The sequence below is a fragment of the Brevundimonas albigilva genome (assembly GCF_023573565.1).
GTDB classification, from domain to species: Bacteria; Pseudomonadota; Alphaproteobacteria; order Caulobacterales; family Caulobacteraceae; genus Brevundimonas; species Brevundimonas albigilva.
Genome location: NZ_CP097649.1, coordinates 769,662 through 783,397, shown reverse-complemented (window position 1 = coordinate 783,397; position 13,736 = coordinate 769,662). Strand labels below are relative to the sequence as shown.

The window sequence follows — 13,736 nt, the reverse complement described above, 5'->3', positions numbered from 1 at the left end:
GTTGCGACATGGCTCTTGAGGCTCCCCAATCCTTCATCGTCCGGGAAGAATGCGAGAAAGCCGCCTCGCAAAACGGCTTCCGCCGTGTTCTGGGCGAAGAGGCAGGGTGGCGAGCTTTCGCGTCCACGACCGCCCACGGCGCTATCTATCTGGCTGCCGAAGGCAGCCACGGGCCATGGTTTCTTGCCACCGACCATACCGGCGTTGTTGCTGAATTGGGTTGGCCAGCCACCACAGCGCCCGGTCCCGGCACGAGCCGTTACGCCTTCGCCACGCTGAACGAACTCTACACGGCGCTGAATCGTGTCTACTCCTTGGCGATCAGTCTCCCAGACGCGCCCTTGCGGGAATTCGAGCGGCGCGTGGCAGATCTGCCGACCACCACCGAGGTGGAGCGCCTGGTCGTGCAGCGGATCGGCCAGGATATCTTTCGAAGCCGGCTACTAGATTACTGGCAAGGGCGTTGTCCCCTCACGGGGATTTCCGATCCGGCCCTATTACGTGCTTCGCACATCGTCCCCTGGGCCGACTGCGAAAGCAATGCCGAACGGCTGGACGTGCATAATGGCCTGTTATTGTCGGCACTCTGGGATGCCGCCTTCGATCGGGCACTTATCACCTTCAACGATGAGGGTAATCCTGATTTTTCTCCCTCACTTAGCGAGCAGGCGCGCACTGAACTCCGTTGGAACGCCCCCATTCCACTGACCGAGGACCATCGCCGTCGACTCGCGCATCATCGCGAGCGGTGGCGTTCTCAAATTTGACAGGACATCGGCCATGACGTGCCAACCAACCGCGCTTGTCTCTTGTCCGATTTGCACGCCAGATTACGCCGTAGTTCTACGCTCATCAGTTCGAGCTTTTATCAGCGCCATCTATCGCCTTCATTCATCCAGGCAGAACGGATGAAGGATTTTCAGATGGCGCAGCCAGACCGAGCAATCGCGAAACGCACGATCCGACGGCATGAACTTCGAGAAATCGTACCTCTCGCCGACACCACGATCTATGACATGGAACAGCGCGGCGAATTTCCTCAGCGCTTCTACCTCACCTCCCGCTGCGTGGTTTGGGATCTTGGAGAGGTCGAAGCCTGGCTCGATGACCGGCGCCGGGCTTCACGAGCCAAGGCCGTGAAGCGTGCGCCCATTCCAGACGTTCAACTCCGCAAGACGCGGCCTGTCAGGCATCAAAATCGGGCGTAAGCAGGTCCATCCTCGGCGGATAAAGGGTCGGCGTGTATTTCTGACCAGCGACCCAGGCATCCACCAGATTGGACCATTCCTGCATCATGTGCCGACGCTGATGTTCGTATTCGGCCTTGTTATAGATGCCCCGCGAGGACCGTCCATCCTCATGCGCCAGACACTTCTCGATCCAGTCGCTGTTGAAGCCCACCTCATTCAGCAAGGTTGAGCCGGTTCGCCGGAGATCATGGATCGTAAACGACTCCAGCGGCAACCCTTCCTTCTTGGCGCGCTCCACCACGGCCACGGTGATCCGGTTGAACGTCGCCCGCGACATCGGGGCGTCGGCGTCGTACCGCGACGGCAGAACGTATTTCGAGTTTCCCGCGCAGGTCTTCAGGGCGATGAAAATATCGAGCATCTGCTGCGACAGATAGACGTTATGCGCCTTCGAGCGTTTCATCCGCTCCTTCGGGATCGACCAGACCGCGTTCTCGAAATCGACCTCGTCCCATACGGCATCCTGCAATTCGCTCTTCCTCACCATCGACAGCAGGAACAGTTTCATTCCGAGGCGTATCGTGGGCAAAGTCGCTACATGCTCAAGCTGGGTGAGCATGATGCGTATTTCCGAGGGGGATAGCGATCGATCCTTCGGCACGAAGGTTGCGATCGAGGATGGGCCAACCTCGTCGGCTGGGTTGGAAACCTTCTCGCCGTGCAAGATCGCAAAGGCAAAGATCAGCTTCACGATGTCCCGGACATGGACCGCCGTGGCCGGTGCGCCTCGCGCCTTCACCTTCTCGCACATCGCGCGCAGATCCTCAGGCAGAATCTCGTGCAGAAGCCGGTGCCGGAAGGTCGGCAGAATATCGCGCTCGAAGATGGTGCGACGCATGGCGCGGGTGCTCTCGGCCATTCGCGCGTCTTGCAGCCAACGCTCGCCAAATTCGCCGAAACTCTTGGCTTCCTTAATCCGGCGCTTTTCGCGTCGCTTTTCGAACGCAGGCGAGACGCCATCCTGGATCATCAGCTTGGCCTCGATCAGCTTCTCGCGGGCGCGCGCAAGCGAAACGCCCGTTGGGCCATACCTGCCAATGATCACCGTTTCCCGGCGCCCGTTCAAACGGTAGTCGAAGCGGAAGGTCAACGCACCGGTCGGCGAGACCAACAGGTACATCCCGTCGCGGTCCGTCACCTTGTACATTTTATCTCGTGGTCTCAATGCCTTAATGGCGGCGTCCGTGAGCATTCTTCCCCTCCAAAACAGGATCGAAAGCGGAGAAAGCCACCCACAAGTACGTCAGCCGTTTTTGACCCATAATTTGGAAATTTTTATCTGAATTCCCAATGTGTTATGGTCAAAAAAAGTCCGTCAGCGGCTCTCATACCCTTGACGGTACTTTCAAAAGATCAATTGAGCAAGTTTGTGGGGACCGCCGAAAAGTCCGTCACCCGTAACGCTTACCCGACGATAGACGCCGAAACAGCGCGAAACGATTATCCTTCTTTTTCAGTAAGTTATGTCGTATCGTGGCGTAGCGCTGGATACCCTCGGATGGGTGTGAATCATTCCCACTCGATCGTTCCGGGCGGCTTCGACGTCACGTCATAGACGACGCGGTTGACGCCGCGGACTTCGTTGATGATGCGCGTGGCGGTCTTGGCCAGGACGTCCCAGGGGAAGGGGTAGAAGTCGGCGGTCATGCCGTCGGTGGAGGAGACGGCGCGCAGGGCCAGGACCTTTTCGTAGGTTCGGGCGTCGCCCATGACGCCCACCGTCTTGACCGGCAGCAGGACCGCGAACGCCTGCCAGATCTGGTCGTACAGGCCCGCCTTGCGGATCTCGTCCAGATAGATGGCGTCGGCCTGCTGCAGCGTCTCGACGGCGTCCGGCGTGATCTCGCCAGGGATGCGGATGGCCAGGCCCGGTCCGGGGAAGGGATGGCGCCCCACGAAGGCGTCGGTCAGGCCCAGTTCGCGGCCCAGGGCGCGGACCTCGTCCTTGAACAGTTCGCGCAGCGGTTCGACCAGCTTCAGCTTCATGTAGTCGGGCAGGCCGCCGACGTTGTGGTGGCTCTTGATGACGTGCGCCTTGCCGCTGGAGGCGGACACGCTCTCGATCACGTCGGGATAGAGGGTGCCCTGGGCCAGGAATTCGGCGCCCTCGATCTTGGCGGACTCGCGGTCGAACACCTCGATGAACAGGCGGCCGATGGTCTTGCGCTTGGTTTCGGGGTCGGAAATCCCGGCCAGTTCGCCCAGGAATTCCTTCGAGGCGTCGACGTGGATCAGGGGGATGTTGTAGTGCTCGCGGAACAGGGTGGTGACCTGTTTCGCCTCGTCCTTGCGCAGCAGGCCGGTGTCCACGAACACGCAGGTCAGCTGGTCGCCGATGGCCTCATGGATCAGCACGGCCGCGACGGAACTGTCGACCCCGCCCGACAGGCCGCAGATCACCTTGGCGTCGCCGACCTGCGCGCGGATCTGGGCGATCTTCTCGTCGCGATAGGCGGCCATGGTCCAGTCGCCCTTCAGCCCGGCGATGCCGTGGGTGAAGTTCTTCAGCATCTGGTGGCCGCGCGGCGTGTGCATGACTTCCGGATGGAATTGAACGCCGTAGAAGCGCCTCTTCTCGTCGGCGATCACCGCATAGGGCGAGCCGGACGACGAGGCGACGACGTCGAAGCCCTCGGGAATGGCCACGATCTTGTCGCCGTGGCTCATCCAGACCGTCTCCTCCTGGCCGACGGGCGCCAGGCCGGCCAGCAGGGGCGAAGCCTTCTCGACGGTGATCTCGGCGCGGCCGAACTCGCGGGTGTGGCCGCCCTCGACCTTGCCGCCCAGCTGTTCGCACATGGTCATCTCGCCGTAGCAGATGCCCAGCACCGGAACGCCGGCCTCGAACACGGCCTGGGGCGCGCGCGGGCTGCCTTCCTCGTGCACGCTCTCGGGCCCGCCGGACAGGATGACGGCCGCCGGCCTCATGGCGGCCAGGGCCTCCTCGGCCTTCTGGAACGGATGGATCTCGCAATAGACGCTGGCCTCGCGCAGGCGCCGCGCGATCAGCTGGGTCACCTGGCTGCCGAAATCGACGATGAGCACCTTCTGGTGTTGGGTCGGCTGGGTCATGAGGTCGAATCCGGGGCGAGCGATTGGGCGGGGTCTTGGCCTTGCGGGGCCGGGATTTCAAGCGCGGCGAGCCCCTCGGCCTCCAGCACGGCGGCCAGGCGGTCCAGCGCGGCGGCCAGGTTCTGGTCCACGTGATGCAGGGTGGCGGTCCAGTCCTCCAGCGCCTTCAGCTCGGCCCGGCCGTCCGACACGCCGCGCAGGGCGATCAGGGGCAGGCCGAAGGTCTGGGCCGCGCGCACCAGGGCCCAGGTCTCCATGTCCACCATCTCGGCGTCGATGGCGTCATAGGCGGCGCCGGACACGACGTTCGCTCCGGTCGACAGGGTCGCGGTCGGCACGCCGGGAATGGGGCACGGCAGCGGCAGCACGGCGGGCTGGTCCAGCAGCGGCGTCACCCCTTTCGCAAAGCCCAGCGGGCTGGCGTCCATGTCGCGATAGCTGACCGACGACGCCTGATAGACCGCCGCATGCTCCAGCACCCGGGAACCGCAGGAGCCCAGGGACACGATCAGGTCCGGCAGGTCGCCCGCCGCCTCCAGCCGCGCCAGTGCGGCGGTCAGGACGACCGCGCCCTCGACCGGGCCGATCCCTGTCATCAGCGGATCGATGCGGGCGCGCAGATGGTCGCCGTATTCGGCCGGCGCGGCCATGACCGGCAGGACGGAGACGGAGCCGTGCCGCTCAAGCCTCATGCCGTGCGCTCATAGACGGCGGCGAAGAAGCCGTCGGTATCGGCCGACGCCGGCGACAGGCGAATGCGGTGGCCCTTGGTGAATTCCCCGAGTCCGTCTCTCAAAAATCCTCCCCCGTTCACGGGGGAGGGGGACCGCGAAGCGGTGGAGGGGGCGGACGCCGCACCAGCGTCGGACGCATCTACACCGAGTCCGGTTCCGCCCCCTCCACCCCGCTGCGCGTGGTCCCCCTCCCCCGCGCTGCGGGGGAGGATCGGCACGGGCGCGAACTCCGGGTGCGCCGCCTCGAAGGCGTCGGCGCTGGCCTCGTTCTCGCGGCTCAGCATCGAACAGGTGACATAGACCAGACGCCCGCCCGGCTTCACCAGCCTGGCCGCCTGACCCAGGATGCGGACCTGCAGGCCGTGCAGCCTGTCGACCTCTTCCGCCGTCAGCCGCCAGGCGTCCTCCGGCCGGCGCCGCCAGGTGCCGGAGCCCGAGCACGGCGCATCGACAAAGACCAGATCGGCCTGGCCGTTCAGATCCTCCAGCCCGCCGCCGTTCTGGCCGATCAGCACCAGTTCGGCCTCCACGCCCGCGCGCTCAAGCCGGGGCCGGATGTTCTCCAGTCGCTTGTTGACCACGTCCGAGGCGACCAGCCTGCCCTTTGTCATCCCGGAAACGGCGGAGCCGTTATCCGGGACCGCCATCGCCTGCGCCAGGCCCAGCGTCTTGCCGCCGCCGCCGGCGCAGTAATCCACCACCGTCATGCCCGGCGCCGCCCCCGCCAGCCAGCAGACGACCTGGCTGCCCTCGTCCTGGATCTCGAACCGGCCGGCCTTGAAGCCCTCCAGCGCCTGGATGTTGGGCGGCGGCTCCGACGGCAGGCGCAGGCCCCATTGCGACCACGGCGTCCGCGCGGGCTCCAGCCCCGCCTCGCGCAGTTCGGCCTCGACTTCCTCCACCGTGGCGACCGCGCCGTTGACGCGCAGGTCGATCGGCGCGCGCGGCGCCATCAGGGCGTGCGCCTCTTCCGCCCAGCGCTCGCCGAACGTCGCCTTGAAGTCCTCGACCACGAACTCGGGCAGGCCCGCCGCGACCCAACCGGGCAGTTCCCCCTGCCCCGCCGTGATCCGCGCGCGTTCCTGCTTGGACAGCGGCCGCGGGCCGTAGCCGTCGCCCGAATGCAGCGCCTCGATCTCCTCCAGCGGCAGGCCGTCGAGCGCGTGCAGCGAACCGATCACCAGCGCCCGGCCGTCCTCGCGCCCGCCCATGATCCACGACAGCCGCCCGCGCGCGCGCAGCACCTTATAGACCCGGTCGGCGATGGCGCGGCGGTCCTTGGACCCGGCGTAGCGGTTGGCGGACCCCCACGCCTTCAGGACGGCTTCCGCCGGTTGGCGGCCCTGGGCGATGGAGTCCAGGACGGAGGCGGCGGCGGCGAGACGGGCGGCAGGGGTCAAGGCAGGCTTTCAGACGAACAGGGCCGCCAGGATCATGACCAGTCCCGCGAAGGAGACCGTCCACGCCAGCGACCGGACATAGGGCACGCCGAAGGCGTACAGCGGCACATAGACGACGCGCGCCCAGAAATAGAGCGCCGTCCCCCACGCGGTCAGGGCGCCGTTCCGGCCCGCCACATGGGCGATCAGCACCGCGCCGATGAACAGCGGCAGGGTTTCATACAGGTTGGCCTGGGCCCGCTCCAGACGGCCGGTCAGCGGCGTCTTCGCCGCCGGCGTCTGGTCGCGCGGGCCCGCGTTCCACTTGGAGCCGAACTCGACCGTCCGCGCCCCGGCCGGCAGGAAGACCTGCACCAGCGCCAGGATCAGCGTCACGGCCAGATAGGTCAGCTCGGTGGTCATGGCCTCTTTCTCCAACCCGTCATCCTAGGCCTTGCGCCTAGGATCCAGAAACATCGACGCCAGACGCTGGAGACCAGCTGTCGAACACCGGGAGTCTGGATCCTCGCCACAAGAGCCTGCCCTCGGGCGGGCCGTGCAGGCACGACCCGAGGGGCGAGGATGACGAAAACTACCCTTGCCGATAATTCGGCGCCTCGCGGGTGATCATCACATCGTGGACATGGCTCTCGCGCAGGCCCGCGCCGGTGATCCGCACGAAGCGCGCGCGCTCCTGGAAGTCGGCGATCGTCCCCGCCCCGACATAGCCCATCGAGGCGCGCAGCCCCCCGACCAGCTGGTGCAGCACCGGGCTGATCGGCCCCTTGTAGGGCGTCTGGCCCTCGATCCCCTCGGGCACCAGCTTCTCGGACGAGACTTCCTTCTGGAAGTAGCGGTCGGCCGAGCCGCGCGCCATCGCCCCGACCGAGCCCATGCCCCGGTACGACTTGTAGGACCGGCCCTGGTACAGGAAGACCTCGCCCGGGCTTTCGTCGGTGCCGGCGAACATCGAGCCCATCATGGCCACGTTCGCCCCGGCCGCGATGGCCTTGGCCAGGTCGCCCGAATATTTGATGCCGCCGTCGGCGATGACCGGCGCGCCGGAGTCCCGGGCCGCCCGCGCCGCGTCCATCACGGCGGTCAGCTGCGGCACGCCCACGCCGGCGACGATGCGGGTGGTGCAGATGCTGCCCGGGCCGATGCCGACCTTCACCGCGTCGGCGCCCGCGTCGATCAGGGCGCGGGTGGCGTCATAGGTGGCCACATTGCCGGCGATGATCTGGATGCGGTTCGACTCGCGCTTGATCCGCTCCACCACCGCCGCGACCGACGACGAGTGGCCGTGCGCGGTGTCGATCACCACCACGTCGACCCCGGCCTCGGCCAGCGCCATGGCGCGCTCATAGCCCGCGTCGCCGACGGTCGAGGCCGCGCCGACCAGCAGGCGGCCCTGCTCGTCCTTGGCGGCGTTGGGGAAGGCCTGGGCCTTCTCGATGTCCTTCATGGTGATCAGGCCGACGGCCCGGTAGTCCTCGTCGACCACGATGACCCGTTCGATCTTGCGGGTGCGCAGCAGCTCGCGCGCCTCCTCGCGGCCGGCGCCCTCGCGCACGGTGATCAGGTCGCCCGTCGTCATCAGCGCGGCCGCCGTCACCGACGGATCGCTTTCGAAGCGCATGTCGCGGTGGGTCAGCATCCCGACCAGCTTGCCCGACTTCGGGTCCACCACCGGAAAGCCGGTGATCTTCTTGCGCGCCACGATCTCGCGCACCTCGCCCAGGGTGGTCTCAGGCCCCACCGTGACGGGGTTCACGACCATGCCGCTCTCGTAGCGCTTGACGGCGCGGACCTCGTCGGCCTGCTCCTCGATGGTCATGTTCCGGTGCAGCACGCCCAGGCCGCCCGCCTGGGCCATGGCGATGGCCAGCCGGCTTTCGGTCACCGTGTCCATGGCGGACGACAGCAGCGGGATGTTCAGCTTGATGTCGCGGGTCAGCTGGGTCGAGACATCGACCATCGCCGGCATGAACTCGGACGCGCCGGGTTCCAGCAAAACATCGTCGAAGGTTAGGCCTTCGCGTATCTCCATGGGGAGTCTCCGTTTTGCGGGCCGCGTATAACGGGATGCGGGGCGTCCCGGCAAGGGGCGCGATGCTGCATCGCGGCATTCGACCGATCACGCTTGGCGACAGGATGCGACCGGAACCGCCGCCCGCGCCTATGATCCGGATAGAATTTATTGCTTTGCAACCTTGGGCGCGCGACGCCATTTTCCCATCATGGTCGGCCTGATCCTGAGCACCGCGCGCAAGCTGGCGTTGAAGATCGCCAGCTACGGCGTCATGCACCTGGTCGTGGCCATACTGGTGGCCTTCGCCATCACCCGCGACTGGCGCGTCGCCCTGGCGGTCGGGGTCGTGGAACCCGTGTTCCAGACCATCGCCTATTCGATCCACGACCGCGTCTGGCACCGGATCGAACGGCGCCGCATGGCCTCCGGCATCGAGGAGGCGGCCGAGGCCTTCACCGCCCGTCTCGACATCATGTCGCCCCAGGAACAGGCCCGCGTCCACGACCACCACGGCCATTCCCACGCCCTGCCCCGTTCCTTCCGGCAGATCGCGCTGAAGACCGTCACCTACGGGCTGATGCACTTCGCCGTGGCCGTGGCCGTGGCCTTCGCCCTGACCGGCAGCCTGCGCACCGCCCTGGCCATCGGCGTGATCGAGCCCCTGGTCCAGACGGTCTTCTTCACCCTGCACGACCGCATCTGGTCGCGGATCGAAGCCCGCCGCGCCAGGACGCGCCCGGCCGCGGCCTGACCTACTTCTTGTTCAGCGCCACCAGGAACACCTCGGCGCTGTCCTTCCGGCTGGAGGCCGGCTTGACGTATTTCACCGTCTCGAACTCCTCGCGCAGCCGCGTCAGGACCCCGCCGGCGTCCCCGCCCTGGAAGTTCTTGGATACGAAGTTCCCGCCGGGCCGCAGGGTGCGGATGGCGAAGTCGGCGGCGATCTCGATCAGGGCGATGATCTTCAGGTGGTCCGTCTGCCGGTGGCCCACCGTATTGTGCGCCATATCCGACAGCACCAGGTCCGGCGGCCCGCCGATCGCCTCGATCAACTGTTGATCCACGCCCGGATGGGTGAAGTCGGCCTGCAGCAGGGTCGCCCCGGGGATCGGCTCGATCATCAGCAGGTCCACCCCCGCCACGGCCGCCGCGCCGCGGTCCAGCGCCACCTGGACCCAGCCGCCCGGCGCCGCGCCCAGGTCGATGACGCGCGATCCCCGCCGGATCAGCCGGAACTTGTCGTCGATCTCGATCAGCTTGAAGGCCGCGCGGCTGCGCCAGCCCTCGGCGCGCGCCTTCTCGGACCACTTGTCCGACAGCTGCCGCTTGATCCACTGCTGGCTGGACATCGACTTGGTGTCCGCCGTCTTCATCTTCTGGCCCATGCCGCGCCCGGCGGCCGTGCCGCCCGTGGGCGGGCGCACCATGCGTCTGCGCTCGCCCGCCTTGGGGTCCTGGGGCTTTTCGTCGTCGCTCATCGTTCCCACATAGCCCCGACCGGCGTTGCGGGCTATGACCGCGCCACAACAACATCAAGAGGACGACCGAAATGGCCGACACCCTGACCTTCACCCTGGACACCGGCGACGGCGAAGCGCGCGACGTGGTCATCAAGCTGCGCCCCGACCTGGCCCCCGGCCACGTCGAACGCATCACCGAGCTGGCCTCCGAAGGCTTCTACGACGGCGTCGTCTTCCACCGCGTCATCCCCGGCTTCATGGCCCAGGGCGGCGATCCGACCGGCACCGGGACCTCGGGCTCCAAGAAGCCGAACCTGAAGGCCGAGTTCTCGGCCGAGCCGCACGTGCGCGGCGTCTGCTCGATGGCGCGCACCTCGGACCCCAACAGCGCCAACTCGCAGTTCTTCATCTGCTTCGACGACGCCACCTTCCTGGACCGCCAGTACACCGTCTGGGGCCAGGTCGAATCCGGCATGGAACACGTCGACGCCCTGCCCAAGGGCGAGCCGCCCCGCAATCCGGGCAAGATCGTCAAGGCGACGGTGAACTGATCCCTCAAGGCCCGGACCGACCGTCCGGGCCTTTTTCGTCCGGGACGATTTCACACCATTCACACTATTCAGACGGTGTTTTCGGGTAACGACGATCAGGCGATTTCACACTATTCGCACTATTCAGACGGTGTTTTTTCTCGCCGAAGGGAGCGCGGACCTCCCGGTCCGCCCCAATCACGCTTTGGGATGGGCCGGCCGACTTGCCCCCACCCCGCAGCCGGGGTAGGCGTGGCCCAGGACGCCGATATTCATCAGGCGATGAAAAGAGGGAGAGCGATGCGCAAGATCTACGCCGACGTCACGTCCGCGCTGGAGGGCCTGACCTTCGACGGCATGACCGTCATGTCCGGCGGCTTCGGCCTGTGCGGCATCCCCGAGAACCTGATCGCCGGCCTGCGCGACAGCGGGGTCAAGGGCCTGACCGTCATCTCCAACAACGCCGGCGTCGACGGCTTCGGCCTGGGCCAGCTGCTGGAGACGCGCCAGATCGCCAAGATGATCTCGTCCTACGTCGGCGAGAACAAGGAGTTCGAGCGCCAGTACCTGGCCGGTGAGCTGGAACTGGAGTTCAACCCGCAGGGCACCCTGGCCGAGCGCATCCGCGCGGGCGGCGCGGGCATCCCCGCCTTCTTCACCGCCACCGGCGTCGGCACCCTGGTCGCCGAGGGCAAGGAGGTCCGCGCGTTCGACGGCCGCGACTACGTCATGGAGACCGGCCTGGTCGCCGACCTGTCGATCGTCAAGGCCTGGAAGGCCGACGAGCGCGGCAACCTAGTCTTCCGCAAGACCGCCCGCAACTTCAACCCGATGATGGCCACGGCCGGCAAGGTCACGGTCGTGGAGGTCGAGGAGATCGTCCCCACCGGCTCGCTCGACCCCGACCACATCCACACCCCGGGCATCTATGTCGACCGCCTGATCCAGACCGTCTCCGAAAAGCGCATCGAACAGCGCACCGTCCGCCAAAGGAGCGCCGCGTAACCATGCCCCGCACCCGTGAACAGCTCGCCGAACGCGCCGCCAAGGAACTGCAGGACGGCTTCTACGTGAACCTGGGCATCGGCATTCCGACCCTGGTGGCCAACTACATCCCCCAGGGCATGGAGGTCACGCTGCAGAGCGAGAACGGCATGCTCGGCATGGGCCCCTTCCCCTATGAGGGCGAGGAGGATCCCGACCTGATCAACGCCGGCAAGCAGACGATCACCGAGATCCCGGAAAGCAGCTATTTCAGCAGCGCCGACAGCTTCGCCATGATCCGCGGCGGCCACATCAACCTGTCCATCCTGGGCGCCATGGAGGTGGCCCAGAACGGCGACATCGCCAACTGGATGATCCCGGGCAAGCTGGTGAAGGGCATGGGCGGGGCCATGGACCTGGTCGCCGGCGTCCGGCGCGTGGTCGTGGTCATGGACCACGCCAACAAGCACGGCCAGTCCAAGGTCCTGAAGGAATGCACCCTGCCGCTGACCGGCGCGGGCGTGGTCGACCGCATCATCACCGACCTGGCCGTGTTCGACGTCAAGCCCGACGGATCGGGCCTGGAGCTGGTCGAACTGGCCGACGGCGTCACCCTGGACGAGGTCGCCGCCAAGACCGAGGCCGCCTACACCGTGGCGCCGGGCGTCGGCTGAGCCCTAGCTGGGCGCGGCCGACAGCGGCGCGGGGGCCGACTGGATCGTCCAGTCGACGACCTGGGTGTTGATGTCGCGCGTGGCGATGTCGAAGGCCTCAACGATGGCCGAAACGCGGTTCTCGGCCGCCGGCTGGGACACGGTGAAGACCCGCTCCACCGTGCGGCCGTCCTCGGGACGGATCGGGCCGTCGCCGCGCTCGCGTTCCGGCGTGTTCCGCAGCTGGGCCCGGGCGGTGACGACGATGGTGGGCGCCGCCTCCGGCCCGTTCAGGTAGCGCGCCTCGAAGCTGGAGATCACGACCCGCAGCACCAGCGGCGTGGTGCCCGGCTCGCGACGGTCCAGCACCCGCACCTGGTCCGGCCGCGCGGCGAAGGCGGCCATGAGGCTGTCGTCGAACAGGGTCTCGGCCGGCGACACCCAGCGGGCGCCGCCGATATAGGCCGTCTGGGTCCCCGTCACGCCCAGGATGCGGTCGTCCTTGGACGCCTCGGGGAACTCGATGCGGCGGATCGACACCAGCAGCGGCGCGGGCCGTTCGCCCGCCTGCGACGGCGCATCCATGACGGCGCCGAACCGGTACAGCTGCACCGGATCGGGCGTCGACAGCAGCGAGCAGCCGCTCAGCGCCAGGGCGGCCGCACCCGCGGCGCCGATCTTCAAAGCCGAACCGATCACGGTTGAACCTCCAGTTCCTTGGATTGCGGACGACCGATGAAGTCGCGCGGGCTGGACCGCACGTCGTCGATCAGCGACTGCAGCGACCGCGTCGCGTCCTGCAGCTCCTCGATGGTCCGGCTCAGCTGCGGCAGGCTGGACGTGGCGAACTGATCCAGCGGCTGCTCCAGCCCGGTCACGGACCGGTTGGCCGAAGCGATGGCCTGGCGGGCCTCTGCGGTCGCCTGGTTGATGTTGGCGATGGCCTGGCGGCCGTCGGTGTTGACCACCTGGCGGGCGTCGGCGGCGAGGCCCTGATACTCCTGGATCGCGGCGTTGGCGTGGGTCACCGCCTCTTCCAGCTGCTGGAAGATGGCCTTGCGGGCCTCCAGCTCGGTCGTCAGGGACTCGACGTTCTTCACGCTGGTGGAGAAGCTGCGGATGTTGTCGTCGGACATGACGCGGTTGATGCGGTTCAGGGCGTCCACGGTCTGGGCCAGCACAGCGCCCGACCCGCTCAGCAGCTCGGCGATGGGCGAAGGCTGGCTCTGGATCACGGGCACGACATTGTCTGGATACTGGTCCTTCAGCAGGGCGCTGTCGGCCGCCCCCGCCGTGATCTGGATATACTTCAGGCCGGTGATGCCCTGCGGCTCCAGCTGGGCGCGAGAGGTGACCTTGACCGGCGTCTCGCCGTCGATGCGCACGCGCGCCACCACCTGGTCGCCGCGCTTCTGGTCGATGTTCAGGTCCGTGACCTCGCCGACGCGGATGCCGTTGAAGTGCACCTCGCCGCCTTCCGACAGACCGTTGACCGGCCCGTAGAAGACGATGTCGTACAGGTCGTAGTCGTTGGCGAACTGCAGGCGCGCCAGCCAGATGGTGAAGACCGCCAGGGCCGCCAGCAGGGCGACGGTGGCGATGCCGACGGCGGCGTAGTGTGCGTCTCTCTCCATTGTCCCGC

The 13,736-nt window shown here is 66.9% G+C and carries 15 protein-coding genes; 6 read left to right on the top strand and 9 right to left on the bottom strand.

All coding sequences use genetic code 11. The annotated features are described in order from the left end of the window. Positions 1–8 precede the first annotated feature (8 nt). Both M8231_RS03900 and M8231_RS03895 read left to right on the top strand, forming a co-directional pair. Positions 9–767, top strand: a complete 759-nt coding sequence (locus tag M8231_RS03900) for an HNH endonuclease (RefSeq protein WP_250202286.1) — start codon at positions 9–11, stop codon at positions 765–767. Between the two features lie 156 nt (positions 768–923). Beyond that, the gene (locus tag M8231_RS03895; RefSeq protein ID WP_250202285.1) at positions 924–1,208 is read left to right on the top strand and encodes a helix-turn-helix transcriptional regulator; all 285 of its coding nucleotides are present in this window, start codon (positions 924–926) and stop codon (positions 1,206–1,208) included. Here M8231_RS03895 and M8231_RS03890 read toward each other — a convergent pair. The 6 genes from M8231_RS03890 to guaB form a co-directional block, all read right to left on the bottom strand. Beyond that, on the bottom strand, positions 1,186–2,442 hold the full coding sequence (locus M8231_RS03890; RefSeq protein ID WP_250202284.1) for a tyrosine-type recombinase/integrase: 1,257 nt from the start codon (positions 2,440–2,442) through the stop codon (positions 1,186–1,188). The genes M8231_RS03895 and M8231_RS03890 overlap by 23 nt on opposite strands. Before the next feature lie 317 nt (positions 2,443–2,759). Further along, positions 2,760–4,322 carry a glutamine-hydrolyzing GMP synthase gene (guaA, locus tag M8231_RS03885; RefSeq protein ID WP_250202283.1) on the bottom strand — a complete coding sequence of 521 codons (1,563 nt, stop codon included), beginning with the start codon at positions 4,320–4,322 and terminating at the stop codon, positions 2,760–2,762. Then, the gene (locus M8231_RS03880) at positions 4,319–5,014 is read right to left on the bottom strand and encodes a 5'-methylthioadenosine/S-adenosylhomocysteine nucleosidase (protein ID WP_249751066.1); all 696 of its coding nucleotides are present in this window, start codon (positions 5,012–5,014) and stop codon (positions 4,319–4,321) included. Before M8231_RS03880 ends, guaA begins: the two co-directional genes overlap by 4 nt. After that, complete coding sequence (locus M8231_RS03875; RefSeq protein ID WP_250202282.1) at positions 5,011–6,456, bottom strand: RsmB/NOP family class I SAM-dependent RNA methyltransferase; 1,446 nt, start codon at positions 6,454–6,456, stop codon at positions 5,011–5,013. The genes M8231_RS03880 and M8231_RS03875 overlap by 4 nt, the downstream gene beginning before the upstream one ends. A 9-nt stretch (positions 6,457–6,465) precedes the next feature. Further along, complete coding sequence (locus M8231_RS03870; protein WP_249751069.1) at positions 6,466–6,858, bottom strand: MAPEG family protein; 393 nt, start codon at positions 6,856–6,858, stop codon at positions 6,466–6,468. Positions 6,859–7,027: 169 nt separating this feature from the next. Continuing rightward, positions 7,028–8,485, bottom strand: coding sequence for an IMP dehydrogenase (gene guaB, locus M8231_RS03865; protein ID WP_249751070.1), 1,458 nt, complete (start codon positions 8,483–8,485; stop codon positions 7,028–7,030). A gap of 190 nt (positions 8,486–8,675) precedes the next feature. Between guaB and M8231_RS03860 the strand changes: the two genes are divergently transcribed. Beyond that, positions 8,676–9,218 carry a DUF2061 domain-containing protein gene (locus M8231_RS03860; RefSeq protein ID WP_249751071.1) on the top strand — a complete coding sequence of 181 codons (543 nt, stop codon included), beginning with the start codon at positions 8,676–8,678 and terminating at the stop codon, positions 9,216–9,218. Between the two features lies 1 nt (position 9,219). On the opposite strand, the gene M8231_RS03855 is transcribed toward M8231_RS03860, so the two are convergent. Next, a complete protein-coding gene (locus M8231_RS03855) occupies positions 9,220–9,945 on the bottom strand; it encodes an RlmE family RNA methyltransferase (RefSeq protein WP_249751072.1) in 726 nt (241 codons plus the stop codon). Positions 9,946–10,016: 71 nt separating this feature from the next. Here M8231_RS03855 and M8231_RS03850 point away from each other — a divergent pair, with 71 nt between their 5' ends. From M8231_RS03850 to M8231_RS03840, 3 genes are all read left to right on the top strand, one after another. After that, positions 10,017–10,478: a peptidylprolyl isomerase gene (locus tag M8231_RS03850; protein WP_201216905.1), complete on the top strand. Its 462-nt coding sequence runs from the start codon at positions 10,017–10,019 to the stop codon at positions 10,476–10,478. Positions 10,479–10,757: 279 nt separating this feature from the next. Then, positions 10,758–11,462: a CoA transferase subunit A gene (locus tag M8231_RS03845; RefSeq protein ID WP_249751073.1), complete on the top strand. Its 705-nt coding sequence runs from the start codon at positions 10,758–10,760 to the stop codon at positions 11,460–11,462. 2 nt (positions 11,463–11,464) lie between these two features. After that, entirely contained in the window at positions 11,465–12,115 is a 651-nt protein-coding gene (locus tag M8231_RS03840) for a CoA transferase subunit B (RefSeq protein WP_249751074.1), read from the top strand. A gap of 3 nt (positions 12,116–12,118) precedes the next feature. Here M8231_RS03840 and M8231_RS03835 read toward each other — a convergent pair whose 3' ends face one another. Together M8231_RS03835 and M8231_RS03830 are read right to left on the bottom strand one after the other, a co-directional pair. Beyond that, a complete protein-coding gene (locus M8231_RS03835; protein WP_249751075.1) occupies positions 12,119–12,793 on the bottom strand; it encodes an ABC-type transport auxiliary lipoprotein family protein in 675 nt (224 codons plus the stop codon). Further along, positions 12,790–13,728 carry an MlaD family protein gene (locus M8231_RS03830; protein WP_250202281.1) on the bottom strand — a complete coding sequence of 313 codons (939 nt, stop codon included), beginning with the start codon at positions 13,726–13,728 and terminating at the stop codon, positions 12,790–12,792. The genes M8231_RS03835 and M8231_RS03830 overlap by 4 nt, the downstream gene beginning before the upstream one ends. Positions 13,729–13,736 lie beyond the last annotated feature (8 nt).